This is a genomic window from Glutamicibacter sp. JC586, assembly GCF_009805585.1.
Lineage (GTDB): Bacteria > Actinomycetota > Actinomycetes > Actinomycetales > Micrococcaceae > Glutamicibacter.
Genome location: NZ_VHIN01000005.1, coordinates 117,495 through 143,688, shown reverse-complemented (window position 1 = coordinate 143,688; position 26,194 = coordinate 117,495). Strand labels below are relative to the sequence as shown.

The window sequence follows — 26,194 nt, the reverse complement described above, 5'->3', positions numbered from 1 at the left end:
TAGGTTTGCACACGACGGAGTGAAAACATGAGTGAACTGGTCCCGCCCATTGTCGTTATGGGTGTTTCGGGCAGCGGCAAGTCAACCATCGGTCAGATGCTTGCTGACGCATTACATCGCGAATTTATAGACGGCGATAGCTTGCACCCGGAGTCCAACAGGCAAAAAATGGCGGCGGGCCAAGCACTAAATGATGATGACCGTGAGCCTTGGCTACGCGTGATCGGCCAGAAACTTGCCGATGGTAGCGCCCAGGGCGAACCATTGGTCATTGCTTGCTCCGCACTCAAACGCAAGTACCGTGACCTTATTCGTGGTCTGGAACCAGCAACTGTATTCGTTCACCTCTGCGGCGGATCCACACTCATTCGCGATCGTATGAATGCTCGTTCCCACGAATACATGCCTTCGTCGCTGCTGGATAGTCAGTTGGCTACTCTGGAGCAGCCTGAACCTGACGAAGCAGTGCTCTCTGCAGAAATTACCCAGGCCCCTGAGGATATTGTGCGTCAGCTAGTCGCTGACTTCACCGCTGTCAATCACGCCTAATCCATCAGCCGAATCTGGCGTGGATTTCCATTGATCAAGGACGACAATGACAACTGAGCTCGAACTAAACTGGACGCTGGGTACCCCCGGCCTCCTAGGCCTAGCAGTGGCGGCGGTTGCCCTGCTGCTGGTGCTGATTATCAAATTCCGTGTCCACGCTTTCGTGGCACTGGTACTGACCAGCTTGCTCACCGCAATCGCTGCGGGCATCCCTGCCGGATCGGTAATTACAACGCTCACTAGCGGGTTCGGATCAACCTTGGCCAGCGTGGCCTTGTTGGTCGGACTCGGGGCAATGCTTGGTCGCATGCTGGAAACCAGTGGCGGCGCAGAGGTCATGACCAACTGGTTGATCTCCAAATTTGGAGAGAAGCGGGCTCCGCTGGCCCTCTCCGTGGCATCGCTGCTCTTCGGCTTCCCGATCTTCTTTGACGCTGGCCTTGTGGTCATGCTGCCAATTATCTTCACCGTCGCCCGTCGCCTTGGCGGATCGGTATTGTTCTACGCGATTCCTGCAGCTACCGCATTCTCGGTAATGCACGTTTTCGTTCCACCACACCCAGGGCCAGTAGCCGCCTCCGGTCTTCTTGAAGCCAACGTTGGCCTGGTTCTTGTATTGGGCCTATTGGTTGCTATCCCTACTTGGTTCTTCGCCGGTCACCTTTTCGGTAAGTTCGTCGGCAAGAAGTTCGACCTTCCTGTTCCAAATATTTTGGATGCCGCCTTGGGCAATGGATCAAGCAAGGATGACTTCAAGTCATCGCCATCAGTAGGCACCGTCTTTAGCCTGCTGTTGCTGCCATTGATTCTGATCTTCCTGAACACCGGTTTGAACATGCTTGGCAGCGCCGGCGTTGTCGACCCAGAGGCAGCCTGGGTAACTTGGTTGCGTTTGTTCGGTGAAACCCCGGTCGCCCTATTGATTACCGTGCTCTTGGGTATGGTTCTGCTTGGTTTCCGTAAGGGTAAGGACAAGACCCTGATCGAGACCGTAGTCGACTCGGCTCTGGGCCCAGTCTGTTCGATCATTCTGATCACCGGCGCTGGTGGCATGTTCGGTGGCGTTCTGCGCGCCAGTGGCATCGGCAACGCGATTGCTGATTCGCTTCAGGCAGTAGGCATGCCACTGATTATTGCTGGCTTCCTGATCGCAGCAATCGTTCGTTTGGCTCAGGGCTCGGCCACCGTGGCATTGACCACCGCTGCTGCAATTGTTCAGCCGGCCGTTCTCGCTGACAGCTCGCTGACCGCATTCCAGGTCGCCACCATGGTTCTTGCCTTGGCAGCGGGCTCGGTCTTCGCTGGCCACGTGAACGACTCGGGCTTCTGGCTGGTTTCGCGCTTCCTGAACATGGATGTATCCACCACGTTGCGCGTTTGGACCGTTGGCCAGGCACTGGTCTCGGTCGTGGGTTTTGTCTTCGTTATGGTGCTTTACGGTTTGGCTACCGTGCTGGCCTAGCGGTTAAAAGCACAACCTAAAAATCCGCTACTACTCGCGATGAACTTCGTGAATAGTAGCGGATTTTGTTTAATCAGTTGCCGGTTGATGCCCCGGCTTCGATGCTTAGCGCGGTTCTTTCGGTGGATCAACGAACACACGGGGTTGCCCTTCCCAGAGGCTGCAAATCTCATTGTGGGTTCTGCGCATAATGCTTTCCATATTTTTCCGTGCCCCGGCCGAGTCGGAGTTTGAAATCGCATCCGAAACGGACTGGTGCCAAAGCAACGCTTCCTCGTGAGGGCGTTCAGGCATAAGTCCGAGTTCGGTACGACCGCGCAAGATCGCGCCGATTGGGGTGGCTAGATTGGCAAACATCTCGTTGCCGGACGCTGCAAGAACCAAGGAGTGGAAGCGAATGTCCAGTTCCAAGAATTTGTGAAGGTCACCTTGACGACCGTAGTGGCTCATCTGCGCTGAAATCATCATCAGTTCCTTGCGCATATTCTCAGGTGCGACCTCAGCGGCCAGTTCGGCCGCCATTGGTTCCACCGAAATACGAAGTTCAGTCAAGGAACGAAGTTGCGTTCCTTTTTGTTCGCTGACCAGACGCCAACGGATGACTTGAGTGTCGTAGGGGTTCCATGACTCAGCACCCAGAACGCGAATACCCACCCGCTTGGTGCTGGTGACTAGCCCCGACTGAGCCAGTACCCGAATGGCTTCACGAATCACAGAACGTGAAACTTGGAGTTTTTCTTCGAGTTCAGCGGCTAGCAGAATCGATCCACGGGGGATCTGTCCGCCCACGATGCGGGAACCGAGGTGCTCAACCACATGAGCGTGCAGACTAGTTGACATACAGATAGTTTAGCCAAGGACTTGGTTCAAACCGCGATACGCGCTGTGGCTTCGAGCAATAAATATGTTTTAACATCTGACTTACACTGTGAATCGCGTGGTGCGACGAGTACGATAGAAAGGTCACGTGGTCGTGATTCAGGGGCCATGTTTAATTGGTCTCTGTTAACGGCACACCTCCCCGTAATTGATGGAGACTTATTTTTATGCCTGCACAGATTGGTGTCACAGGTCTGGCCGTCATGGGCGCAAACCTCGCCCGTAACTTCGCCCGCAATGGCTACACTGTCGCCCTGCACAACCGCTCAGTTGGTAAGACTGACGCATTGCTTGAGGCACACGGCGATGAAGGCGACTTCATCCGCACCGAGAGCCTCGAAGAACTGGTTGCAAACCTTGAAACCCCACGTCGTGTTTTGATCATGGTCAAGGCTGGCGGCCCAGTGGATTCGGTCATCGACCAGCTGGTTCCATTGCTTGAAGAAGGCGACATCGTCATTGACGCTGGTAACTCGCACTATTCCGACACTCGTCGCCGCGAAGCTGCGCTGAACGAGAAGGGCCTGCACTTTGTCGGCGTTGGTGTTTCCGGCGGTGAAGAGGGAGCATTGCTCGGCCCATCGATCATGCCAGGTGGTTCGGAAGAGTCCTACAAGGCACTGGGCCCAATGCTGGAAAAGATCGCGGCCAAGGCCGACGATGGCACCCCTTGCTGTGCCTGGGTTTCCACCGATGGCGCTGGCCACTTCGTCAAGATGGTGCACAACGGCATTGAGTACGCCGACATGCAGGTTATCGGCGAAGCATACGACCTTCTGCGCAACGCAGCAGGAATCGAGCCAGCCAAGCAGGCCGAAATCTTCAACGAGTGGAACCAGGGCGAGCTCTCCAGCTTCCTGATCGAGATCACCGCAGAAGTTTTGGGTCACACCGACGCTGCCACCGGCCAGCCGCTGATTGACGTTATCCAGGACTCCGCTGGACAGAAGGGCACCGGTCGTTGGACCGTTCAGTCCGGGCTGGACATGGGCTCGCCTGTTTCGGCTATCGCCGAATCAGTCTTCGCTCGTTCGCTGTCCTCCCAGCGCGATATTCGCGCTGTGGGCCAGAAGGTACTGGGCGCGGAAACCAGCGAGGTAACCCTGCCAGAGAACTTCGTTGAAGACGTGCGTCAGGCGTTGTTTGCATCGAAGCTGGTTTCCTACGCACAGGGAATCGATATGCTCACCTCGGCCGCTGGTGAATACAACTGGGATCTCAAGCTCGACGAAATCGCTGGCCTGTGGCGTGAAGGTTGCATCATCCGTGCAGCCCTGCTGAAGGACATCACTGCTGCTTACTCGGCTAACGAAAAGCCAGAGAACCTGTTGTTCGCTCCAGCCTTTGCTGAAGCAATCACCAAGGCTGTTCCGGCATGGCGTCGTGTAGTCGCTGTTGCAGTACAGCTGGGCATCCCTGCTCCAGTGTTCTCTTCGTCGCTGGCTTACTACGACGGTCTTCGTAGCGAGCGCCTGCCAGCAGCACTGACCCAGGGTCTGCGCGACTTCTTCGGTGCGCACACCTACCGTCGCACCGACAAGGAAGGCACGTTCCATACCTTGTGGAGCGGCGACCGTTCGGAAATTGCTGCAGAGGACACTCACTAGAGTTTCCACAGCTAAAACCGACCTTTATTCTAAGGAAATCCTTAGAATAAAGGTCGGCTTTTTCTTTAAGGGATTCGCATCACAGATCTAAAAATTCCGTGAGATTCTAGGAAATTTTCGCGGTTGAATTCTCATTCATGGAAAACACCTAAGTAGATCGAGATCTGCTAACAGGTAACCACCATATAAATTTTCCTATGACGAATTCACCAGAACAGCAGCCCACCAGAGCACAGCAACTAACCGCCGAAAAAACTTCGAAGAGTAAAAAGCCTTCCCGCAGAACCGTTCTCATTGGCTCACTGGCCGTACTTGCCGGCGCCGGAGGTGGGGCAGGGTGGGCACTTGACCGCTTCGTGGTAGAGCATGTTGAGCAAACTGGGATATCAAGTGCCGCGGCATCAACTGCCAGTACTGCCTCTGACACTGCGGCAAAGATTACCGATACCAGCTACACCTCAGACCTTGCGAAAATCAATATCACCAAGACGTCGACCGGTAGTGGTAGCAGTCAGGTTACATATTTTGCGGCCGACATTAAGCTCAGCGAAGGTACCGTCCTAGGTTCGGCCTTCGCTAAGGACAGTTTTGGTGAGAACATCACCGAAACCACCAGCACCATCGCAGAGAACAATAACGCGATCTTCGCGATCAACGGCGATTACTACGGTTTCAGGGACACCGGAATCGTCATCCGTAATGGTGTGGCCTACCGAGATAAAGGCGCCCGCGAGGGGCTGGCGTTCTACAAAGACGGCAGTGTTAAAACCTATGACGAAACCACTACTAGTGCTGATGCTCTAGTGGCTGATGGCGTCTGGCAGACGCTTTCCTTCGGTCCTACGGTCGTGAAGGATTCCAAACAAGTGGACGGTATTGATCAGGTAGAGGTCGATACTAACTTCGGAAATCACTCAATCCAAGGCCAACAGCCTCGTACGGCAATCGGTGTCATCGATGACAACCACTTCGTTTTTGTGGTGGTTGATGGACGGTCAGAAGGGTATAGCGTCGGCGTCACCATGCCTGAACTTGCGCAAATCATGCTCGATTTGGGCTGTGAAACTGCGTACAACATCGACGGTGGCGGTTCATCGACCATGTACTTCAACGGCAGTTTGGTCAATAATCCACTCGGCCGTAATCAGGAACGCGGAACCTCAGACATACTGTTCATCGCGGGACAGGGGTAGAACAATGATTATCTTGATCCCCGCATTCGAACCGGATGAAAAGCTCAATAACCTCATTGACTCCCTAGAGTTAGAGCGCAATGAAACGATACTGGTCGTAGTCGATGACGGTAGCGGACCTCAGTCAGAACAAATCTTCGCTCATGCTCAACGTCAAGGTGCGATTCTTGTCCAGCATCCTGTCAACCGGGGTAAGGGGGTTGCGCTCAAGACCGGATTCAGCTTTATCATCGAAAACTTCCCAGGACATGATGTCGTGACGGCCGACTGTGATGGTCAACATGCCGCAGAAGACATCTACGCTGTTGCGCGGGCTACGGGGCAGAATAACAGCATCGTTCTGGGAGAACGCGAGTTCTCAGGTGCGATTCCGCTGCGAAGTCGCTTCGGGAATAAGATGACCGCATTGTTCTTTGCGCTCTCAACAGGAACGTGGCTCAACGACACCCAAACCGGCCTGCGTGGATTCCCTGCGGGTATCCTTGGATGGCTGGGCAACGTGGTCGGCGAGCGCTACGAGTATGAGCTGAACATGCTTCTTGAAGCACGTCGGAACAACATCGGGCTAGACCGGGTCAAGATTCAGACGATTTATCTGAATGACAACGAAAGTTCTCACTTTCGCCCAATCAGAGACTCCTTACGCATCTATGCACCACTCTTGAAGTTCTCCGCGTCATCCTTGGCTGGATTTGCCGTAGATACGGTGTTGTTGCTGATCTTCACCGCAATGTTCGGTCATCTTTTGCCTGCAGTGGTCTTGGCGCGTATCGGTAGTGCGGCTGTCAACTTCTGGATCAATCGCCAGCTGGTCTTCACGGAGGGGCGGTCGCTGCCTCTGCGCTCGACCCTCAGCCGATACGCGTTGCTAGCGGTAGTCCTTCTGGCCTTGAATTATGAGTTGTTGACACTTCTTTCTTCTGTCGGCACGCCACTGTTACTGGCCAAGATAGTAACGGAAATTGTGTTGTTCTTGGTGAGCTTTTCGGTGCAGAAACGCTTCTTGTTCCGAAAGAAATCTCGTAAGTCGCCAGCGTTTCAACATTCACAAGCGAGGCATTTAGTGAATACAGAGTCGCCACAGGGAACTATTGAAAAATAGTTATATACCCTCCGATAAGCAAATGTTAATTGCTTCTAATCCTTTTTGAATGTAGAAAGAATGCTCATGAAACCCTCATTCCGAATCAAGACCCTGAGCTCAGTTGCGGCACTATCTTTAGCATTGACAATGACCGGATGCGCCACCAGCGGTAGCGGTACCACCGTTTCTGATGTCATCAACGCTTCGAGTAGTGCAAGTACCGCCTCCACGGTGGCATCGAGCAGCAGCACCGAAACTGATACTTCATCAGTCTCAGCAGCAGACGTTTCAGAAGATACCCACTTTGATGAAGACGATTTGCAGTGGGACGCTGAGAAAGAAACAACCGTGAATCTGGCTGATGGCGCAAGCAAAGCCTCGGGGACTGACGCGGACAAAGTTGCTGTTGATGGTGATACTGTCACGATCAGCGCAGCGGGTACCTACCGAATTTCAGGTGAGCTCAGTGATGGCAAGATCGTGGTGGCTGCTGGCAAGGAAGATGTCGTGCGGATCATCCTAGATGATGCTTCGATCACCAGCTCAACTGGATCCGCGATTGAAGTAGATGAATCCAATGAGACTCTGCTCTACCTTGAAAAGGGCACTAGCAACTCGGTCTCGGATGCCAGCACATATGCGGATACCACTGAGGACGCCGCCAACGCGGCGATTTACTCGATGGCGGATCTCACGATTGCCGGAGAAGGTTCACTGGCGGTCAACGGTAACTACCAGGATGGAATCGTCAGCAAGGACGGCTTGGTGATCGCTTCGGGGAACCTGAATGTCACTGCCGCCGATGACGGTATCAAAGGCAAAGACTATGTGGCCATGCTCGGTGGCAACATCGAGATTACAGCTGCTGAAGACGGCATCAAGTCGACCAACGACACCGACGAAGATCGCGGCTGGCTCCATCAGTATGGTGGTCAGCTCAGTGTCGCTGCGGGCGATGACGGCATCAAGGCAGAGCAAGTCTTGACCCTAAGTGGTGGCACTGCCACAGTTAGCAAGTCCAACGAGGGTCTTGAAGCGCCAACCGTCAACCTCTCCGGTGCCACGGTCAACGTCACTGCCACCGACGATGGTGTCAATGCGACCGTTGGTCGTACTGACACTGAAACCCAAGGCGGCGGTGGAGGAATGGATACTGCCCAAGATGCACACCTGATCATTTCTGGCGGTAAGGTCACGGTCACAGCAGAGGGTGACGGACTGGACTCTAACGGTGATATCTCGGTGACTGGCGGAACGACCGTCGTGAATGGTCCAACAAACGGGGGAAATGGGGCGCTTGATTCCAACGGAGACATCTCGGTCGATGGTGGCGTACTCATTGCGGCCGGTAGTGATGGAATGGCCGAAGGACTTAGCGACAGCTCTAAGCAGTCCGGTGTCCAAGCTTCGCTGGGTACCACCGTTGAAGCAGGAACTGTCATCCACATCGTTGATTCCAACGACAAGGTAGTAGCAAGTTTTGTCACAACCAAGAGCACTGCCAATGTCGTGTATTCGAGTTCGGAGATTGTTGACGGTGACAGCTACAGCATCTACTCCGGTGGTTCGGCCGATGTTGAGGCTGGTCTGGGCACCGGAAGTATCGCGGATGCTACCAAGGTTGCTACTGCGACTGCAGGCGAGTTTGAGTCCGGAATGGGTGGCATGGGCGCTCGTCCTGGTATTCAGTAAGGCAGGCTAACTTCGAGGGTGTTTCATAAGTGAACCCCGTTGTCCCAATCATGAGCTGGGGCAACGGGGTTCACTGTCGTTTCGGGGTAAAGGGGCGCTTTAGTGTTCACTGATGACTAAGGTTTTGGCATCTGCCAGTAAGGTGCGGGCCTGTTCTGGAGCGATGCGCACCAGGGCGAATGCGGCGACTACAAGACCGGTTACGGTGGAGGCGAGGCGTTGTTGAACGCTTGGGTCTAGATCACTTCGAGCGGCTTGAATACCTAGGCTAAAGGCTTCTTCTAGCTCTTCTCTATAGGCCTGGACGACTTGGGAAACATGAGAGTCTGCCGACAGTGGTGAATTGGCGGTGTTGATCAGTAGGCAGCCGTTGCACGTTGGAAGCGCCTCAGGTTGACCAAATACTGCGATCAGTCCGTCTAGGTATTCGGTGAGCGCCTCGGGGCTAACTTCCTGAGCGGTGAGCTGCTGCAGTCTTGGGCGGACAATTTCGTCGAGGTAACTCTGCACTGCCGCGTCGAATAGGCCCCTCTTGGATCCGAACGAGTTGTAGATGCTTGACCTGCTCAGTCCGGTGGCTGATTCTAGCTCCGGGATGGAGGCTGCTTCAAAACCCTTGGACCAGAACAGGGAACGAGCTTTTTTGATGACAGTGGTGCTGTCAAAGGCTAGTGTTCTTGCCATCACATACCCTTTCTACTTTCGGAAACGACCATTACAGTATATATTGAAATGGACGTTACAGAAACCCACTTTCTCTGAACCTTTAGGAGCTGTTCATCATGATCATCACCGCACTCGTGTTGGCCACCTTGGCTGCATTGCTTCACGTGTACATCTTCTTCATGGAATCCCTGTGGTGGACCACAGACAAGGTGCGAGCTACCTTTGGCTCGACCTTAGAAGAAGCCGAAGCTACTAAAGAGATGGCCTTCAACCAAGGCTTTTACAACTTGTTCCTCGCAATTGCCACACTGGCTGGCGTCATCTTCCACATTGCAGGACAGGCAACCATCGGCTCGACCCTGATCTTCACCGGAACCGGCTCGATGTTGCTGGCAGCCCTTGTTCTGATCATCTCTAGCCCATCTAAGGCGTCAGCTGCTATCAAGCAGGGCGTCTTCCCATTGCTCGCGGTGATCGCATTGATCATCGGCGTAGCACTCTAAATTTTCACACCCGAAAAAATTCGAAAAGGAAAGGTACTCATCACCATGAGCGAAACCACCAGTACACAGATCCACCTCGCCAGCCGCCCAACTGGATGGCCAACGCAGCAGAACTTCTCCGTTGAGCATGTAGAACTTGCTGACTTGAAGGCCGGCGAAGTTCGTGTACGCAATGAATTCGTCTCCGTCGACCCTTATATGCGTGGTCGCATGAACGACACCCGCTCGTACGTGAAGCCATTCCAGATCGGTGAGCAGATTGCCGGCGGAGCCGTAGGGCGCGTCATCGCTTCAGAAGACAGCTCCTTGCCAGTGGACACCCTGGTCCTGCACCAGCTGGGCTGGTCGGACCTAGCGCAGGGTCCTGCCGCCAGCTTCAAGGAAATCCCTGACCTACCAGGCGTGCCAAACTCGTTGCGCTTGCACATCCTGGGCATGACCGGATTGACCGCATATGTAGGGCTGAAAGCCGTTGCAGGCCTGGTCGAGGGCGAAACAGTCTTTATCTCCGGAGCCGCCGGTGCAGTGGGCACCGCAGCTGGTCAGATCGCTAAGCTGATGGGTGCCAAGCGCGTCATTGGCTCAGCAGGTAGCGCCGAAAAGGTTGAATTGCTGACCACCAAGTACGGTTACGACGCAGCGTTCAACTACAAGGACGGCGACGTTCGCGGTCAGCTAGCTGCTGCAGCACCCGAAGGCATCGACGTATTCTTCGACAACGTAGGTGGCGACCACCTTGAAGCAGCATTGGCTGCCTTCAACGACGGTGGCCGTGCAGCACTGTGTGGAGCTATCTCCAGCTACAACACCACCGAGAAGACCCCAGGCCCAGACAACATGGCAAACCTGATTACTCGTGGCCTAAAAATGCAGGGCTTTACCCTCTCCAGCTACCTGAACTACGGCGAAGAATTCTCCCAGGTCATGGGTCAGTGGTTCGCCGAAGGCAAGATCTCCTACGATGAGACCATCGTGGACGGCGTAGAAAACACTGTTCAGGCATTCGTGGACATGATGGGCGGCGCCAACACCGGCAAGATGCTCGTTCGCATCTAACTGATCAAACACTAAGTTTGTCACACACAGCGGGGCCAACCGGAAAGATCCGGTTGGCCCCGCTGTTGGCTTATTTTGAACCGATCTGTAGTTGGTTCAGCTATACGGGGTTGGGTGTGCGCACCATGCGCGCATCGGTGATCAGCGGGGCCGCCGGGTCCTGGACCACTGGGCCATCAAAAACAAATCCGTTGCGCCGGTAGAATGCGATTGCCCGAGGGTTTTGCTCAGCAACCCACAGCATTGCCGGCTGATTTGAGAGCACAGAGTCCAGCAACTGCTGGCCGACACCAACGCCATGGTGATCGTTAAGCACATACAGGTTGTACAGCTGGCGTTTAACGCCCTCCGGAACGTCGTGCTCGTCTACAGAGCTGGGCGCAGCAAAGGCAAAACCCACCAATTTATTCTGCTCGTCGTGGGCAACCGATACGTGGAAGTTCGGGTTTGAGTCACTAAGGATTTGTTGCCGTTGCTTCACCCGTTGCTGTGAATGCGCATCATCAAAGAAGCCGGCGGGCAATAGCTCGGAATATGTTTGTTTCCAGCATTCAACATGCAACGCGGCCAGCTCATTGGTATCGGCCAGTAACGGTTGTCTTAAAGAAAATCTCACTTGGCACCGCTGGCATACTCGTCGAGATGGATGCCGGTCAAAGTGCCTGAGACACTCAACGCTTCTGGAGTACCTTCAAAGACAATCTGGCCACCTTCGTGCCCCGCACCGGGTCCAAGATCAATTACCCAATCGGAATGGGCGACCACCGCGAGGTGATGTTCAATGACGATCACCGTATTGCCTTCGTCGACCATTTCATCCAATAAGCCCAAGAGGTTTTGAACATCTGCCAAATGCAGGCCAGTTGTTGGCTCATCCAAGACGTAGGTGCCAGAGCCCTTCCCCAAATTAATCGCCAGCTTAATGCGCTGACGTTCACCGCCCGAGAGGGTACTCAGGCGCTGACCCAATTTCAGATAGCCCAAACCGACCTGATTCAGGCGCGTCAGCATGGCCTTAGCCTTGGGAATTTTCAGTTGCTCTAGAGCTTGCTCCATACTCAGGTCTAGGACCTGAGAAATGTTCAACCCATCCAGGGTGTAGTTCAGCACCTCGGCGGTAAAACGAGTACCCTCACACATCTCACAAGGCAGGGCAACCCCGGCCATCGAGGCGAGATCAGTATAGGTGAACCCAACGCCCTTGCAATTCGGGCAAGCCCCTTCAGAATTGGCGCTAAACAGGGCTGGCTTGACCGAATTAGCTTTTGCGAAGGAGGCACGGATTGGATCCATGATTCCGGTATAAGTTGCCGGATTCGAGCGACGCGATCCACGAATAGCACTTTGATCTACAACAGCCACGTTCTCACGCTTGGAAATCGTCGAATGAATTAACGTGGACTTACCTGATCCAGCAACACCGGTCACTGCACATAAGACTCCAGTGGGAATCTCGACATTCAAGTTTTTGAGGTTGTGTTTGTCAGCCCCTTGAACCTGAATCGCTCCGGTAGCAGTTCGCACCGCCTCCTTGAGCGGAACGCGCGTAGCAAAATGCTGACCGGTCAGTGAGTCGCTGGCCAACAATCCAGTAACATCTCCGCTGTAGCGCAACGTTCCACCGTGGGTACCAGCGCCAGGGCCCAGATCAATCACATGATCGGCAATCTTGATGACCTCAGGCTTGTGCTCCACAACCAAAACTGTATTGCCTTTATCCCGTAGATTGGCTAGCAGTCCGTTCATGCGCTGAATATCGTGCGGATGAAGCCCCACAGTTGGCTCATCAAACACGTAAGTGACATCAGAGAGAGCGCTACCCAGGTGCCGAATCATCTTCACGCGTTGCGCTTCACCGCCTGAGAGCGTGCCGGCAGGACGCTCCAATGACAGGTATCCCAAGCCCAACTCCACCATCGAATTGAGCACGGCAATAAGGTTTGAAATCAGGGGAGCAGCGTCAGGAATCTGAATAGTGGCCAATACATCGGCAAGTTCGGATACCTGCATTGCGGTCATATCCGAGATGCGCAGGGAATTGATTTTCGAAGCGCGCGCTTTTTCACTCAACCGCGAACCGTCACATACCGTGCAGGGCGCTGTGGTTGAAATACGATCGATCCAATCACGAATATGCGCTTGCTTGATTTCACGACCGGAGAGGATGTAATTGGACTTGATGCGAGTGATGAGTCCCGAGTAACTCATATTTGCACCGTTGAGTTTCACCTTGCCATCCTCGGCATACAGCATGCGATCAAGCATGTCCCGGGGCATATCCTTCAGCTTGATATCAAGATCAGGTTCGGTGCCTGCGGTGAGGGTTTGCCACAACCAGGCTCCTGGAGCGAAATTGGGGGCCTTGATAGCTCCCTCGTTCAGGGTCTTGTCCCAGTCCAAAAGCTCATCAAGATCAATGCTGGCTTCGGTGCCAAATCCTTCACACGCTGGGCAGGCGCCCTGACCCAAGTTGAAAGAATACGCCCCCGCGCCACCGGCGCTAGGGGTTGAATAACGAGAGTAAAGAACACGCAGTAATGAATAGGCATCGGTGGCGGTACCTACCGTTGAACGAGAATTCGAACCCATACGTTCTTGATCAACCACGATCGCGGCCGACAAGTTTTCTAAGACTTCAACGTCAGGTCGGGGCATCGAGGGCATAAAGGATTGAACGAACGAGGTATAAGTTTCGTTGATTAAACGTTGTGATTCAGCGGCAATCGTGCCGAAGACCAGCGAGGACTTCCCCGAACCCGAGACACCGGTAAAGGCAGTGATTCGTCGCTTCGGAATATCGACATCAATGCCCTTGAGATTGTTTTCGCGGGCCTGGCGAACTCGGATCATGTCGTGGCTATCAGCGGGATGCACATTCATAAGCACAACATTACTCAGACCTACGTAGCAACGGATGTAAATCCTGACAGAGACATGATCATTCCCAACAGGTCACTACGTTCATCTCATACGCCGTGGCTCAAGCGCTCGCCGAAAAGCGTACAAGCAGATCTGTTTGTTCATGGTTTGGGTACAAGCGCTTAATTCTCGAACTTATTTCAGATGCAATGTACCAAGCGTATATTCCACTCGCGTCACTGTAGCGCCGAAGAATTCGAATATTATCGACGGATCATAAGAAGTTGCAGGCAAACATTCGAAATTTCAGAGGACTGTGGCGATTCTTCTCAGATTCATAATCTTTCCGTGTTGCACTGTGCCTACTATCATTGTCGAGGCGTGTGCCACAACACATCGGTGGCTTACCAAGACATCGCTCTGATCCCGAACCAACGAAGGACCTTCATGAAGCTGTTGAAATCAATACCACTGCTTGGCTGGGTACTCCTTGCCATAGTCCTTGGCATTCTCTTGGGCCCCGTGATGCCGGTTTGGTTAGGAAGTGCGTTCCTGACCTACAACTCGATCTTCTCTGGCTTTTTGAACTTTGTCGTTCCGCTGATCATCTTTGGCCTGGTGGCACCAGCCATCGCGGAGCTGGGTAAGGGAGCCGGCAAGTGGTTGGGTATTACTGCTGCTCTGGCCTATGGATCGACCGTGGCTGCAGGATTGCTGGCCTACGTGGTGAGTCGTTGGCTCTTTACGAATTCGCTGTCCGGTGGCGGGCTAGAAGCCATTGGTGAAGGCGAAGGTTCGGGCTTTAAAGCGTTCTTCACTTTGGCCAGCAGTGCAGGGGATTCCGCGACTGAGATTGTGCTGCCCCCTGCATTTGACGTTATGACCGCGTTGGTTTTGGCGTTCATGATTGGCTTGGGCATGACCGCGTTCCGTTCCACAGTCTTGTTCCGTGGGATCGTCGAATTCCGTACCATCATCGAAATGGTTATTCGACGCATTGTTGTTCCTGCCCTGCCGCTGTTCATTTTCGGCATCTTCCTGGACCTTTCGGCCAGCGGTAGCGCCGTCGTTGTTGTCACCAAATTCCTTCTTGTGGCTGTGGTGTCTTTCGCGCTGACCCTGGTCGTATTGCTCGCGCAATATTCGGTTGCCGGTTCAATGAACAAGCGCAATCCGCTCAAGGCACTGTGGGGCATGCGCGATGCCTACTTCACCGCTTTGGGTACCTCGTCTTCGGCGGCAACCATCCCAGTGACCTTGGCCTCCACCAAGAAAAATGGTGTCTCCGATGCGGTAGCCGGCTTCGTGGTGCCATTGTGTGCCACCATTCACCTATCGGGTTCGATGGTGAAAATTACTTGCTTCTCCATCGCGGTACTACTGCTTACCGGTGGAGATGTTTCCTTCGGTGCCTACTTCCCATTCATCCTGATGCTCGGTGTCATGATGGTTGCTGCTCCGGGTGTTCCAGGCGGCGCCATCGCCGCGGCTTCCGGCTTGCTCGGCCAGATGCTCGGATTTGGTGATGTTGAAGTCGGGCTGATGTTCGCCGCTTACATCGCCTTGGATAGTTTCGGCACCGCGACCAACGTGACCGGCGACGGAGCGATGGCAATGATCATGCAGAAGTTGACCAATGGAAAGTTGGGCACCGCGCCACAGAGCCAAGACGACGAGATTGTTGAGTTCGCTGACGGCAGTCACAGCGAATCACATCGTGTAGCGGAATAGATTTTCAGCGGAAAACAGGAAAAAACGACGGTGGCTCGTACCAAATTGGTACGAGCCACCGTCGCGTTTAATTGCTAGAAGAAGCTAGATCCACATCGCAGGATCGATGTACTCCGCAGGGTCAACTGCAGGCTTACGTTCCTCGGGAGTACGAGGACGGTTCTGTGCTGGAATGCCAGTCACAATCGATCCCTCGGGAGCATCTTTCACTACGACCGCGTTAGCTCCAACGGCCGAGTCAGCACCAATAACAATCGGTCCGAGCACCTTGGCGCCGGCGCCAATGACCACTCTGTCGCCAATGGTTGGGTGACGTTTGACCTTTGCCAGCGAGCGGCCGCCCAGGGTTACCCCGTGGTACAGCATGACGTCCTCACCGATTTCGGCAGTCTCGCCGATAACGATGCCCATGCCATGGTCAATGAAGAAGCGACGTCCAATGGTGGCGCCGGGGTGGATCTCAATACCAGTCAGCGCGCGTGCACCCTGAGAGATCAGGCGCGCTACGCCCTTGGTCGAAGGGTTCTGCCAGAGCTTATGTGCAACGCGGTGCGCCCAAATGGCGTGCAACCCGGAATACACGAAAAAGTTTTCGGTATCGCTGCGTGCCGCAGGGTCGTGCTGTCGAGCTGTGGCTAGGTCTTCACGCAGACGGGAGAAAAAACTCATGAATACTACCTTAGGGGTTGCGGTTCGCTGTGGTGGAATTCGAAGTCGTCACACAGCAAATCGGCGCGAGCTGCACCGATTAAGGTCTCAATTAGACCAACGGTGGCTCGCGCCGATTTATTCTAACTTTCCGAAACTTCTTTAGCCACGGATGTCGTCGAAGAGCAGGGTGGAAATGTAGCGCTCACCGAAGTCAGGAACAATGGTGACGATTCGCTTGCCAGCGTTTTCTTCGCGAGCTGCTAGCTGAAGTGCGCCCCAAACCGCTGCGCCGGCCGAGATACCGCCAAGGATGCCTTCCTTCACGCCCAGTGCGCGTGCGGTGGCTACCGAATCTTCGATGCTTGCATCTAGAACTTCGTCGTACAGTTCGGTGTCGAGAACCTCAGGGATGAAGTTCGCGCCAAGACCCTGGATCTTGTGTGGGCCTGGCTTGCCACCGTTAAGGATCGGCGAATCCTTTGGCTCTACGGCAACAACCTTCAGATTAGGGTTCTTTTCCTTCAGGAAACGACCAGCGCCGGTGATGGTGCCACCGGTACCGATACCTGCAACGAGGATGTCAACCTGGCCATCGGTGTCTTCCCAGATTTCTGGGCCGGTGGTGTCAGAGTGGATCTGTGGGTTAGCGGAGTTCGCGAACTGCTGTGCCCACACGGCGTTCTCTGAAGTAGCGACGATTTCCTTGGCCTTCTCCACGGCACCGCGCATGCCATCCGCGCCTGGGGTCAGTACGATCTCAGCACCGTAGGCACGCAGCATGACACGACGTTCGGTGGACATGGTTTCAGGCATGGTCAGGATGACCTTGTAGCCACGGGCTGCGCCAACCATGGCCAGAGCGATACCGGTGTTACCCGAGGTACCTTCAACGATGGTGCCGCCTGGCTTCAGCGCGCCGGACTTTTCTGCGGCGTCGACGATTGCGACACCGATACGGTCCTTGACCGAGTTAGCTGGGTTGTAGAATTCCAGCTTCACAGCGACGTTGCCGGCCAGGCCTTCGTCAAGACGGTTCAGCTTCACCAGCGGGGTGCGGCCGATAACTTCGGTGACGTTGTTGTAAATCTTGCCCATGTTTTATGCAGTCCTTACGTGACTCATTGCTGCCGCGATCACTGGCGGCGAGTTACTTACAGAAATCCGGCTCGGTGGCACGAAAATCTAGAGGTTCGTTTCTAACCCTAGTAGCCATGTCCTCAAGCTAAGCTTCGTTGAGCCATTGTGCGTAATATTTCCTCACTTTTGCGAGCTTTGGATCGATGATGACCCGACAATAACCGACATTTTGGTTCTCCGAGTAGTAATCTTGGTGAATTTGCTCCGCGGGGTAGAAATCTTTCGACTCTTCTATTGTGGTGACGATCGGATTCGGGTACAGAGGGGCGAATTTTTCGATGGCCTGGTTAAACAGCTCTCGTTGCTCATCGTCCAAGGGGAACATCGCGGAACGGTACTGGGTGCCTACGTCGTAGCCTTGACGGTTGAGCGTGGTTGGGTCGTGCACCGTGAAAAACATGTCCAAGATGACTTCTGCTGGCACAACCTGCGGGTCAAAAATGACCGCGACGCCTTCCGCATGACCGGTAGTGCCGGTGCAGACTTGGTGATAGTTCGGGGCGCTGGTGTGTCCACCGATGTAGCCGGAAACTACTGCGTGCACGCCACGAGTTCGCTGGTAGACGGCGTCTAGGCACCAGAAGCAACCGCCGGCCAAGACGAAGGTTGTTAGCTTGGTGCCGTTGTGCTCCAGTGTGGGAACAAATTGATGTGGTGATTGAAGGCTGAGAATACTCACACAGTTCACAACGATGCGGCGTTGCATTATGTTCCATCCACAGGCCCACCGCGTAGGGTTGGTGGCATGCAGAGCAAGGCAAATAACTCGCAAGACCCAGACAAGAAGCCGTCAGCCGCTCAGGCTGCGACGCTCAAGCCGGTATCTGACGAAGAAGTGAAGCAGCCATCGGATGGGGCTCCGGCTGCGGCTACTTTGGGCAACGTACTTGAAGCGGTGGAGGAGCTTTGGCCTAAAACCTTGGCCGAAGATTGGGACGCTGTCGGTTTGGTGACCGGACGTAGCAGCCAACAAGTCACTAAAATCGTCATGGCAGTTGATCCCACCTCCGAGGTGATTGAAGATGCCATCCAGCGTGGGGCGGATCTACTGATCACCCATCATCCTTTGCTTCTTCGTGGCGTCACTCAGGTGGCTGGCACCAGCTTTAAGGGCGAAGCGATTCATCGGCTTATTGAAACCGGAACTGCGTTACTCACTGCGCACACCAACGCTGATAATGCCATCGGGGGAGTCAATGATGCTCTGGCCGATGCTTTCGGGCTAAAAGATTGTGTGCCACTGGTTCATTCCAAGGACGGCCTTCCTGAAGAAGGTTTAGGTCGAGTTGGTTACTTGGACAAGCCAATGAAGCTAGAGGATTTCGCTGAACGGGTGTATACGGTACTGCCAGCCGTTGCTGGGGGCGTTCGTGTCGCCGGTGAACGTTCGGGAATTATCCGTAAGGTCGCCCTCTGCGGTGGTGCCGGTGACTCCTTGTTTGATGCAGTGCGTTCGCATGAAGCAGATGTGTATGTCACGGCCGATCTACGTCATCACCCTGCCAGCGAAGCACGCGAGGCGGCCAACGGTGGCTTCCCATACTTGATTGACGTTTCGCATTTCGCCTCGGAGTGGGTGTGGCTTTCAGCTGGCGCCCGCGCCTTACAGAATGTACTCAACGACCTGGGTCACGCAGTGGAAATTGAGGTTTCACAGATTAATTCGGATCCATGGGACTTTGTCCTAACCCCATAGACAGGCTCGCGCATGTTGCACCACTTGGAAATCTGGGTTGATGATTTAGCAGCGAGTTCGGCATCCCTAGGCTGGCTATTGACCCGTCTTGGATACCGAGTTCAGTCCGATTGGTCCAACGGGATCAGCTACGCTCTCGATGGATTTTATATCGTGCTGGAATCAGGCCCGGATGTTCGACATCAACCTCATGATCGGCGCACTCCAGGTTTAAATCATCTCGCTTTTAGTTTGCCCAGTAGCCTCGATGTGGAAGAAATGGCTAGCGAATCCTACGTGCATGGATTTTCTTTGATGTTTGCAGAGAAACATCCGTTTGCCGGAGGTAGCCATCACTATGCTGCGTACTTAGAAGACGAATCAGGTTTTGAGGTTGAACTGGTAGCGGTAGTGCACCGGGATGATGAGTAACGCAACAAACAAAACAATCAAAGAGACCGCCCCGAACACGGCAACCAGTAATGGTTCTGAGGCGTGTTAAAGGCGGTCCTTGTTTTTGTGGCGGCTTGTGCCACCATTATCTGACGGTGGTGAACTGGTGATCTTCGGGTAGCAAGATGTTTAGTGCCATCGTCTTCTTGTCTTCAACAAGAGCAGCTTCCCACTTGGTTTGAATCAGCTCAAGGAGCTCTGAGGCAGTCTTTGGTGCTGTCTTTTGCTGAACCAAGAACCGTGCAACTTCGCCGCGCGTGTGTTTGGCGAAATGCGACACTACCTTAGGTGTCCCATTGCGTAATTGGTATACATTCACCGCCACACTATTTCCATAACTCGGTTTGTAGGCTGCCGCGTAGGTACTCGAACGAGCATCAATGATCAGTTGATCTTTAGCCGCAGCGTCCAGTACGGGCGTGAGCCGCTTTTTCCACCAGGTTGCCATCTTCCCCAGCGGTTCAAGCTTTACAGACATGGACAATCGATACGGTGGAATGCGATCGTCGAAGCGTACTGCGCCCCACAGCGCGGAAAACACAACGATACTTTCATCAGCGCGCTGTTTTGCCGTCTCATCTAGTGACGCATAATTAAGGGCTTCAAAAAGGACCCCCGAGTAGATGTCGTGTGCCTTGGCTGCCGGTTCGGTGTGCAAATTGATATTGCGAGCAACCTCGTTGGCGAGGGAAGCGCCAACACCTAAAATATCCATTGCATCTTCGCGGGCGGAGGCATTAGACAGGGCGTCAATCACGAGTCGACGCTCATCGGTCAGTTCAGCAAAGGACAGGTTATCCAGGTCAAAAGCAGATCCCTGCGCATGAGCGGTTTTACCTTCAGAAGGTGGCAACAAGATAAGCACGCCTTCCAGCCTATCGGAATCCGATCGGCAACCTGTGTTGGTGAATTCTGATGAGTGTTGTGTTGTAGAGCTCGCGAACCCTGTCGGTTCGGGTAAAGCTTCGGGGCTAGAATAGTTAACGAATGGGATGGCCAGACGGTCGCGTGGCAAGTAATTGCCCCGAGGAACGTCCGGGCTCCATAGAACAGGGTGGTGGGTAACGCCCACTCGGGGTAACCCGCAGGCTAGTGCCACAGAAAATAGACCGCCAGGTTCTCCTGGTAAGGGTGAAACGGTGGTGTAAGAGACCACCAGCACCCCAAGTGATTGGGGTGGCTAGGTAAACCCCACTCGGAGCAAGGTCAGACAGACTGCGTTATGAGGGCTGTTCGCCCCATGCAGTCGGGTGGACCGCTAGAGGCTGTTGGCAACGGCAGTCGTAGATAGATGACCGTCCCGCTTCGGCGAGACAAAACCCGGCGTATCGGCTATCCCATTCATACCCTTTCCTCAATGCTCTAGTGAGATGATTCACAGCACTTCGTGCCTGGAAAATTTCTGCGCAGTTTAGAATGGAAAGCGTACTTAGTACTTACGAGGATGATCCTGTGACCTCGTACCACCGCAAAAGCAATGGTGCTTCCCACGGTGCCAACCGACTTTATGGATCTGTAAGTCGGCTGAATTGGAAGGATTTCCTTTGACCCAGCAGTCTGTCGTCGCCCAGCAAGAATGGAGCGGGCGCGAAGAGCTCGCCGAGGCCATGATTCCACTGATCGGACGCTTGTACCGCAAGAACAATGTGGTGCCCTCCGTTTATGGCCGCAAGTTGATCAATCAGTCTTCAATCGACATCATCAAGGCCCACCGCGTAGTGCGCCGTATTGATGGCGAAGAGCTAAGCCTGAAGGCAACCAAGGCAATTCTTGACGAAATTGAGAACCTCAATGTTGGCTCAGTCGCCGTTGACCTGGGCCGTTTGAACAAGAAGTTCAATGAATCTGGTTCGGTTGACCTGAAGGCATTCCTCAGTGATGAATTGGGTGAAAAAGTCGGTCAGGCCGGTGCTACGGACGCAGAACCAAAGGACGTAGTGCTCTACGGATTTGGTCGCATTGGTCGTTTGCTCGCTCGCATTCTGATTGAACGTGGCGGCTACGGTTTGCGTTTGCGGGCCATCGTTGTGCGCAAGGGCTCAGATGACGACATCGTCAAGCGTGCTTCGCTTCTTCGTCGTGACTCGGTTCACGGTCGCTTTGAAGGCTCGATCACCGTCGATGAGGAAAACAACACCATCCTCGCCAACGGAACCCTGATCAAGGTGATCTACTCGAACGATCCAGCTACGGTTGATTACACCGAGTTCGGCATCGACAACGCCATCGTCGTGGATAACACCGGCCGTTGGCGCGATGAGGCCGGATTGTCCCAGCACTTGCAGGCCAAGGGTGTGGCTCGCGTGCTGTTGACTGCTCCGGGTAAGGGCGATCTGAAGAATATCGTTCACGGCATTAACGATTCTTGGATCACCGCTGAGGACAAGATCGTCACCGCAGCATCGTGCACCACCAACGCCATCACCCCAGTGCTCAAGGCGTTGAACGACAAGTTCGGTGTTTCCCACGGTCACGTTGAGACGGTTCACTCGTTCACCAACGACCAGAACTTGATCGATAACTTCCATAAGGGTGAGCGACGCGGTCGCGCAGCAGCCTTGAACATGGTGATCACCGAAACCGGCGCCGCCAAAGCTGTGGCGAAGGCGTTGCCAGAGTTCGAAGGCAAGCTGACCGGTAACGCGATCCGCGTACCGACCCCAGATGTCTCCATGGCGATCTTGAACCTCAACCTTGAGAACGAGACCACCAAGGAGGAACTGAACGCTTACCTGCGTGAAACCTCGCTGACCTCCAGCCTGCACAAGCAGATCGACTACATCGATTCGCCTGAGGTTGTTTCCACCGACTTCGTTGGCTCGCGCCGCGCCGGCATCGTTGACGGCCTTGCCACCATCGTCTCGGGCAAGAACGCTGTTGTTTACGTTTGGTACGACAACGAGTTCGGTTACTCCTGCCAGGTAGTGCGCGTGATCGAATCGATCGCTGGCACCCACCCAGTAGCAGTTCCAAACCTGAAGGCTGAAGCGCTCAGCGTCTAAAGCCGAACTCGGTCAACGTCCGGGACCCTACCGCGCATCTTTGTGTGCGGAAGGGTCCCGGTTCTCGTTTTAGCACAACCTTCGACCTGCTACGCTCAGCTGGGACACCAAAAGATTGGGCTTGGGCATGAAACGAGAACGGTTGTTAGGCGCACGGATGCTCAGCCAGAAACTGCGTGAACCATCAACGAACCTTCTCGATGCTGCACAGCATATGCTGGCAATTCAGTCTCAGGATTTCAGCGCAGGAAGATACGCGCTGGCTCAGCGGGTAGCCTCGGCTCCAAGCAGGGATGAAGTTAACGCGTTATTCGATGGTGGGCAATTGGTCCGCTCCTGGACCATGCGAGGCACCTTGCATATCTGCAGGGCACAAGATGCCAAATGGCTGGTGCGTGAAGCTAGGGAACGCACGCTGAAAACCGCAGCAACAAACCTGCGCGCGCTACAGATCGATCTACCAACCATAGAACGTGCCACTAATCTCGTCACCCATCTGCTGATGAGCGTCCAACGAGCTAGTCGAGCCACGATCTACGCAGAACTTGAAAGTCATGGAATTCAGACCGGTAAACAGCGGGGCTCGCACATCCTGTTGGTTTTGGTTCAAGAAGGTCTCATCTGTTTGGGGCCTATACCCGCTGATGCCAAACTGATCGCTCAGGACTACGTATTGGTAGATCAGTGGATTACCCAACACCATCAGCCCGCAGCACCGCTGCAGGAGCTCTTGCTACGTTACCTAGGATCACATGGGCCAGCCACCGTGCGCGGTGCCGCCTGGTATACGGGGCAAACATTGACCACGATGCGTCAGGTGGCCAAAGACGTGGCGCAGAACTTGGTAGCTGTGGGACAAGACTCGCGGGGTGAGGACTACTTAGTTGTCGCCGATTCCGCGGCGCATCAGGAACTAGAAGCTGGTGAGGTAGGGGAGCTTCCCCAACGCCTGCTCGGCCCATTCGACGAATACTACCTGTCCACCGCCGATCGTGAACTAATCGCCGACCCGGCGATGCAGCGCGCGATCCTACCTGCCAATAATGGGATGTTCAACGCTTTCTGGATCCAACACGGGCGGGCCACACACTTGTGGGATGCAAATGTAGCGCCGACCGATTCACTCGGTTCGGCGCTACATCAGCGATATCTCGACTTCAGGACTGCTAACTAGGCAGCCAAGAAGCTAGTGACCAAACGGGTCCTCATCAGTGCCTGGCAACCAGGTATTACCAGGCACGCCCCAGCCTAAGGCCTTCTTGGCTTTCTTCCACCGCTTGTCCCAGCGTGGCTGAAGCTTGTCTACGTAGAGCAAACCATCAAGGTGGTCGTACTCATGCTGCATGACCCGGGCGAACCAATCATGAGCCTCAAACGAGATGGGGTTTCCAAATTCGTCGAAACCTTCCACCTTGGCGTACTCGGCACGCTTGAGCGGATAGTTTAGCCCTGGGACTGACAAGCAGCCTTCGGACTCGTCATCAACGTCTGGGGCAGCTTGAGAGACCTTAGAAAGGGTCAGCTTAGGATTGATCACCACACCACGTTCAGGGGCGGTGTCTTGATCGGCAAACACGTAGGTGAACAGGCGTAGACCGATACCAACCTGTGGAGCGGCCAGTCCCACGCCGTGGGCTTCATCCATAGTCACGTGCATGTCAGCAACCAGCTGACGTAGCTCGTCGTTGAACTCGGTGACTTCTACTGCGCGAGAATGAAGAACAGGCTCTCCATAAACTGTGATCTGCCGGATTGGCACGTGATCAGGTCCTTTCAAAAGTGCTTAAAGTGCTCGTCCAATAGTTTCACGCATGATCTCACTTGTGCCACCGAAGATGGTCAATAAGCGAGCAGCGGTGAAGGACTGAGCAATAGGGTACTCCATGATGTATCCGTAGCCCCCGTGAATCTGCAATGCCTTATCTGAAAGCTTCTTTGCGCTCTCACTTGCCCAAAGCTTCACTTCGGCGGCCTCTTCGGCGCTGAGTTCGCCGGCGTTAAACGCTAGAACGGCCTGGTCTACAAAGGTCTGGGTGACATGCGACTCAGTTTTGAGGTTAGCCAATTCAAACCGGGTGTTCTGGTACTGCGTGAGCGCTTGCCCGAACGTAGAGCGGTTCGCAGCGTGCTCCAAGGCCTGAGCAAAGGAAGCGCTGCAGATTGCCGAGGCAGCTACCGCAATAGCCAAGCGCGCTTGAGGTAACTGTTCCTTCACGTAGGCCAGCCCCTGACCAATTTCACCAATACGATCAGCGTCAGAAACCTTGACCTCATCGAAGAACAATTCGGCGGTGTCCGAAGCACGTAGGCCCATCTTGTCGAAAGGATTACCGTTGCTGTAACCCTCGGAACGCTCAACCATAAACAGCGAGAACGAGGTGGCCGTGGCGCGACCACTTTCACCATCAGTACGTGCCAGCACCAAAGCAGCATCGCCAAAGGCGCCGTTACCGATGAAGGTCTTCTGGCCGCTGAGCAACCAGTTATCGCCATCACGTACAGCTTTGGTGCGAACGGCACGAAGATCCGAACCTGCACCTGGCTCGGTGAACGCACAAGAGGTAATCGTGGAGCCGTCCACCATGCGCGGCAACCACTTAGCCTTCAACTCATCGGTACCGTAATTGATCAGATACGGCAGGACTAGATCATCGTGCAAGTGGAAAGCCAAGGCCAGTGCTAGATGCCCTGCGCGAACAAACTCTTCGTCAAGCACCACACGGAAGCGGTAGTCATCAATGCCCATACCTCCGAACTCTTCCGGAACGGCCAGCCCCAGCAAGCCATTCTCACCTGCAGACTGCCACACCTCACGCGGAATCTGGTGGTCCTTCTCCCACTGGGCGTATTTTCCGGAGACTTCACGAGCATTGAACTCCGTAGCCAATTCACGGAACTGCTCGTGGTCTTCTTCAAGAAGTGCGCGTTTCACAGGGGGAGTACCTTTCGGTGGATTTGACGTAGGCAAAAGGGCACGCGGGCCTGCCAAAGTACAACATCCATTATGGTTGCTCAGGCCGAGCCCTGCCTATTTAAGCCGTGAAACATTGCATCAAGTCGCAAAATATCGCCTCAAGTATCGAAAAACACGGGGATAGACCCCAAAAAATAATCGATTCGAACATAGTTTCGAACGCTTACTAGTGCCCCGGAATCATGGTGTGAGAGCAGGGCTGCGGGTCATTTGGATCCAGCGCTCGCCGAGTGCGTGGCGATGAGCAAAGTTAATGGATCGACACTATTTGGCTGGATCGGCATCGCGCTCGCGGTAGCTTTGTGGTTGATTGCTCATTGGACGTTTGAGGTTTCTGATCAATACGCATTGCCCCGCGCCCTGAGCTGCATCTGCGTGAATGCTTGCTCTTGGGAGGGGCGGGGTGGCTGCGGTGAACGCAAAAAGACTCGATTCAAAACCTAAGCTTTGGATCGAGTCTTTTGATCTGGGGTGAGTAACGGGGTTTGAACCCGCGACCTTCTGGACCACAACCAGACGCTCTACCGACTGAGCTATACCCACCATGTTTACTTTGATACTAGTCAAAAGCCTTGCGGTTGATGATTGCGTATCGAGCAACTAAAAATACTATACACGTAAATGCCTGTTCAATACCAATTCTGTAGGGGAGCTACGGCTCATTGTGATCAGTGGCTCGTTTACTCAAGGGAAGCTGGTGTGCACGCTGTACTGAAAGGTCAACTAAGGTTCGTTGGGATCGGGGAATTGGCTCTGAACTTGAACGGGGTCGATGGCTGACTGGTTCAATTCCGCCCGTGGGACTGCAAAAGGTCCAATCGAAAACCGAAGTTTCAAATTGGACCTTTTGATTGGGGTGAGTAACGGGGTTTGAACCCGCGACCTTCTGGACCACAACCAGACGCTCTACCGACTGAGCTATACCCACCATGTTCACTTCAATACTAGTCAGAATGCGTTTGCTAACCGACTTTGTATCTGGCAACGAGAAATACTATACACATATTTCACGCTCATTAGC

The 26,194-nt window shown here is 54.2% G+C and carries 23 protein-coding genes, 2 tRNA genes and 1 other RNA gene; 14 read left to right on the top strand and 12 right to left on the bottom strand.

Translation table 11 applies throughout. The features are described from left to right. Positions 1 to 27 precede the first annotated feature (27 nt). Together FJV47_RS04230 and FJV47_RS04225 are read left to right on the top strand one after the other, a co-directional pair. The gene (locus FJV47_RS04230) at positions 28 to 549 is read left to right on the top strand and encodes a gluconokinase (RefSeq protein WP_159610358.1); all 522 of its coding nucleotides are present in this window, start codon (positions 28 to 30) and stop codon (positions 547 to 549) included. A 46-nt stretch (positions 550 to 595) separates the two neighbouring features. Continuing rightward, the gene (locus FJV47_RS04225; RefSeq protein ID WP_159610356.1) at positions 596 to 2,011 is read left to right on the top strand and encodes a GntP family permease; all 1,416 of its coding nucleotides are present in this window, start codon (positions 596 to 598) and stop codon (positions 2,009 to 2,011) included. A 105-nt stretch (positions 2,012 to 2,116) separates the two neighbouring features. Here the strand turns inward: FJV47_RS04225 and FJV47_RS04220 are convergent, their stop codons facing one another. Beyond that, the gene (locus tag FJV47_RS04220) at positions 2,117 to 2,851 is read right to left on the bottom strand and encodes a FadR/GntR family transcriptional regulator (protein ID WP_159610354.1); all 735 of its coding nucleotides are present in this window, start codon (positions 2,849 to 2,851) and stop codon (positions 2,117 to 2,119) included. Positions 2,852 to 3,057: 206 nt separating this feature from the next. Here FJV47_RS04220 and gndA point away from each other — a divergent pair, with 206 nt between their 5' ends. The 4 genes from gndA to FJV47_RS04200 all read left to right on the top strand — a co-directional run bounded on the left by gndA (position 3,058) and on the right by FJV47_RS04200 (position 8,466). Further along, complete coding sequence (gene gndA / locus FJV47_RS04215; RefSeq protein ID WP_159610352.1) at positions 3,058 to 4,497, top strand: NADP-dependent phosphogluconate dehydrogenase; 1,440 nt, start codon at positions 3,058 to 3,060, stop codon at positions 4,495 to 4,497. A 197-nt stretch (positions 4,498 to 4,694) separates the two neighbouring features. Beyond that, complete coding sequence (locus FJV47_RS04210; RefSeq protein WP_159610350.1) at positions 4,695 to 5,690, top strand: phosphodiester glycosidase family protein; 996 nt, start codon at positions 4,695 to 4,697, stop codon at positions 5,688 to 5,690. A gap of 4 nt (positions 5,691 to 5,694) precedes the next feature. Beyond that, positions 5,695 to 6,792, top strand: coding sequence for a bifunctional glycosyltransferase family 2/GtrA family protein (locus FJV47_RS04205; protein ID WP_159610348.1), 1,098 nt, complete (start codon positions 5,695 to 5,697; stop codon positions 6,790 to 6,792). Between the two features lie 66 nt (positions 6,793 to 6,858). After that, positions 6,859 to 8,466 carry a carbohydrate-binding domain-containing protein gene (locus FJV47_RS04200; RefSeq protein WP_159610346.1) on the top strand — a complete coding sequence of 536 codons (1,608 nt, stop codon included), beginning with the start codon at positions 6,859 to 6,861 and terminating at the stop codon, positions 8,464 to 8,466. A 99-nt stretch (positions 8,467 to 8,565) separates the two neighbouring features. Here FJV47_RS04200 and FJV47_RS04195 read toward each other — a convergent pair whose 3' ends face one another. Next, positions 8,566 to 9,150, bottom strand: coding sequence for a TetR/AcrR family transcriptional regulator (locus tag FJV47_RS04195; protein WP_159610344.1), 585 nt, complete (start codon positions 9,148 to 9,150; stop codon positions 8,566 to 8,568). Positions 9,151 to 9,248: 98 nt separating this feature from the next. On the opposite strand from FJV47_RS04195, the gene FJV47_RS04190 reads away from it, so the two are divergent. Together FJV47_RS04190 and FJV47_RS04185 are read left to right on the top strand one after the other, a co-directional pair. After that, positions 9,249 to 9,635, top strand: a complete 387-nt coding sequence (locus FJV47_RS04190; RefSeq protein WP_159610342.1) for a DUF1304 domain-containing protein — start codon at positions 9,249 to 9,251, stop codon at positions 9,633 to 9,635. A 45-nt stretch (positions 9,636 to 9,680) separates the two neighbouring features. Then, a complete protein-coding gene (locus FJV47_RS04185; protein ID WP_159610340.1) occupies positions 9,681 to 10,691 on the top strand; it encodes an NADP-dependent oxidoreductase in 1,011 nt (336 codons plus the stop codon). Between the two features lie 100 nt (positions 10,692 to 10,791). Here FJV47_RS04185 and FJV47_RS04180 read toward each other — a convergent pair whose 3' ends face one another. Both FJV47_RS04180 and FJV47_RS04175 read right to left on the bottom strand, forming a co-directional pair. Then, a complete protein-coding gene (locus FJV47_RS04180; protein WP_159610338.1) occupies positions 10,792 to 11,307 on the bottom strand; it encodes a GNAT family N-acetyltransferase in 516 nt (171 codons plus the stop codon). Next, positions 11,304 to 13,571 (bottom strand): excinuclease ABC subunit UvrA, encoded by a 2,268-nt coding sequence (locus tag FJV47_RS04175; protein WP_159610336.1) that lies wholly within the window; start codon positions 13,569 to 13,571, stop codon positions 11,304 to 11,306. The genes FJV47_RS04180 and FJV47_RS04175 overlap by 4 nt, the downstream gene beginning before the upstream one ends. A 426-nt stretch (positions 13,572 to 13,997) precedes the next feature. On the opposite strand from FJV47_RS04175, the gene FJV47_RS04170 reads away from it, so the two are divergent. Next, complete coding sequence (locus FJV47_RS04170; RefSeq protein ID WP_159610334.1) at positions 13,998 to 15,281, top strand: dicarboxylate/amino acid:cation symporter; 1,284 nt, start codon at positions 13,998 to 14,000, stop codon at positions 15,279 to 15,281. 84 nt (positions 15,282 to 15,365) lie between these two features. Here the strand turns inward: FJV47_RS04170 and epsC are convergent, their stop codons facing one another. From epsC to msrA, 3 genes are all read right to left on the bottom strand, one after another. Further along, the gene (gene epsC, locus FJV47_RS04165) at positions 15,366 to 15,950 is read right to left on the bottom strand and encodes a serine O-acetyltransferase EpsC (RefSeq protein WP_159610332.1); all 585 of its coding nucleotides are present in this window, start codon (positions 15,948 to 15,950) and stop codon (positions 15,366 to 15,368) included. Positions 15,951 to 16,091: 141 nt separating this feature from the next. Then, entirely contained in the window at positions 16,092 to 17,027 is a 936-nt protein-coding gene (cysK, locus tag FJV47_RS04160) for a cysteine synthase A (RefSeq protein WP_159610330.1), read from the bottom strand. A 127-nt stretch (positions 17,028 to 17,154) separates the two neighbouring features. Beyond that, positions 17,155 to 17,775, bottom strand: coding sequence for a peptide-methionine (S)-S-oxide reductase MsrA (gene msrA, locus FJV47_RS04155; RefSeq protein ID WP_159610328.1), 621 nt, complete (start codon positions 17,773 to 17,775; stop codon positions 17,155 to 17,157). Between the two features lie 39 nt (positions 17,776 to 17,814). Here msrA and FJV47_RS04150 point away from each other — a divergent pair, with 39 nt between their 5' ends. Beyond that, complete coding sequence (locus FJV47_RS04150) at positions 17,815 to 18,765, top strand: Nif3-like dinuclear metal center hexameric protein (RefSeq protein WP_159610326.1); 951 nt, start codon at positions 17,815 to 17,817, stop codon at positions 18,763 to 18,765. Between the two features lie 12 nt (positions 18,766 to 18,777). Next, a complete protein-coding gene (locus FJV47_RS04145; RefSeq protein WP_159610324.1) occupies positions 18,778 to 19,176 on the top strand; it encodes a VOC family protein in 399 nt (132 codons plus the stop codon). 106 nt (positions 19,177 to 19,282) lie between these two features. On the opposite strand, the gene FJV47_RS04140 is transcribed toward FJV47_RS04145, so the two are convergent. Continuing rightward, entirely contained in the window at positions 19,283 to 20,062 is a 780-nt protein-coding gene (locus FJV47_RS04140; protein ID WP_159610322.1) for a YaaA family protein, read from the bottom strand. Positions 20,063 to 20,185: 123 nt separating this feature from the next. Here FJV47_RS04140 and rnpB point away from each other — a divergent pair. The 3 genes from rnpB (at position 20,186) to FJV47_RS04125 (ending at position 23,373) form a co-directional block, all read left to right on the top strand. Continuing rightward, positions 20,186 to 20,541: RNase P RNA component class A (gene rnpB, locus FJV47_RS04135), an RNA gene on the top strand. 200 nt (positions 20,542 to 20,741) lie between these two features. Next, positions 20,742 to 22,199 carry a glyceraldehyde-3-phosphate dehydrogenase gene (locus FJV47_RS04130; RefSeq protein ID WP_159610320.1) on the top strand — a complete coding sequence of 486 codons (1,458 nt, stop codon included), beginning with the start codon at positions 20,742 to 20,744 and terminating at the stop codon, positions 22,197 to 22,199. A 127-nt stretch (positions 22,200 to 22,326) separates the two neighbouring features. Next, a complete protein-coding gene (locus FJV47_RS04125) occupies positions 22,327 to 23,373 on the top strand; it encodes a winged helix DNA-binding domain-containing protein (RefSeq protein ID WP_159610318.1) in 1,047 nt (348 codons plus the stop codon). Between the two features lie 12 nt (positions 23,374 to 23,385). On the opposite strand, the gene def is transcribed toward FJV47_RS04125, so the two are convergent. The 4 genes from def to FJV47_RS04105 all read right to left on the bottom strand — a co-directional run bounded on the left by def (position 23,386) and on the right by FJV47_RS04105 (position 26,101). Continuing rightward, a complete protein-coding gene (def, locus tag FJV47_RS04120) occupies positions 23,386 to 23,958 on the bottom strand; it encodes a peptide deformylase (protein WP_159610316.1) in 573 nt (190 codons plus the stop codon). Between the two features lie 24 nt (positions 23,959 to 23,982). Then, positions 23,983 to 25,131, bottom strand: a complete 1,149-nt coding sequence (locus FJV47_RS04115; protein ID WP_159610314.1) for an acyl-CoA dehydrogenase family protein — start codon at positions 25,129 to 25,131, stop codon at positions 23,983 to 23,985. 509 nt (positions 25,132 to 25,640) lie between these two features. Beyond that, positions 25,641 to 25,716, bottom strand: a tRNA-His gene (locus FJV47_RS04110). 309 nt (positions 25,717 to 26,025) lie between these two features. After that, a tRNA-His gene (locus FJV47_RS04105) sits at positions 26,026 to 26,101 on the bottom strand. Between the last annotated feature and the right edge of the window lie 93 nt (positions 26,102 to 26,194).

Coding starts and splice junctions, on each gene's coding strand:
- FJV47_RS04230 (WP_159610358.1), top strand. CDS start 28: ATGAGTGAACTGGTCCCGCCCATTGTCGTTATGGGTGTTTCGGGCAGC.
- FJV47_RS04225 (WP_159610356.1), top strand. CDS start 596: ATGACAACTGAGCTCGAACTAAACTGGACGCTGGGTACCCCCGGCCTC.
- FJV47_RS04220 (WP_159610354.1), bottom strand. CDS start 2,851: ATGTCAACTAGTCTGCACGCTCATGTGGTTGAGCACCTCGGTTCCCGC.
- gndA (WP_159610352.1), top strand. CDS start 3,058: ATGCCTGCACAGATTGGTGTCACAGGTCTGGCCGTCATGGGCGCAAAC.
- FJV47_RS04210 (WP_159610350.1), top strand. CDS start 4,695: ATGACGAATTCACCAGAACAGCAGCCCACCAGAGCACAGCAACTAACC.
- FJV47_RS04205 (WP_159610348.1), top strand. CDS start 5,695: ATGATTATCTTGATCCCCGCATTCGAACCGGATGAAAAGCTCAATAAC.
- FJV47_RS04200 (WP_159610346.1), top strand. CDS start 6,859: ATGAAACCCTCATTCCGAATCAAGACCCTGAGCTCAGTTGCGGCACTA.
- FJV47_RS04195 (WP_159610344.1), bottom strand. CDS start 9,150: ATGGCAAGAACACTAGCCTTTGACAGCACCACTGTCATCAAAAAAGCT.
- FJV47_RS04190 (WP_159610342.1), top strand. CDS start 9,249: ATGATCATCACCGCACTCGTGTTGGCCACCTTGGCTGCATTGCTTCAC.
- FJV47_RS04185 (WP_159610340.1), top strand. CDS start 9,681: ATGAGCGAAACCACCAGTACACAGATCCACCTCGCCAGCCGCCCAACT.
- FJV47_RS04175 (WP_159610336.1), bottom strand. CDS start 13,571: ATGAATGTGCATCCCGCTGATAGCCACGACATGATCCGAGTTCGCCAG.
- FJV47_RS04170 (WP_159610334.1), top strand. CDS start 13,998: ATGAAGCTGTTGAAATCAATACCACTGCTTGGCTGGGTACTCCTTGCC.
- epsC (WP_159610332.1), bottom strand. CDS start 15,950: ATGAGTTTTTTCTCCCGTCTGCGTGAAGACCTAGCCACAGCTCGACAG.
- cysK (WP_159610330.1), bottom strand. CDS start 17,027: ATGGGCAAGATTTACAACAACGTCACCGAAGTTATCGGCCGCACCCCG.
- msrA (WP_159610328.1), bottom strand. CDS start 17,775: ATGCAACGCCGCATCGTTGTGAACTGTGTGAGTATTCTCAGCCTTCAA.
- FJV47_RS04150 (WP_159610326.1), top strand. CDS start 17,815: ATGCAGAGCAAGGCAAATAACTCGCAAGACCCAGACAAGAAGCCGTCA.
- FJV47_RS04145 (WP_159610324.1), top strand. CDS start 18,778: ATGTTGCACCACTTGGAAATCTGGGTTGATGATTTAGCAGCGAGTTCG.
- FJV47_RS04125 (WP_159610318.1), top strand. CDS start 22,327: ATGAAACGAGAACGGTTGTTAGGCGCACGGATGCTCAGCCAGAAACTG.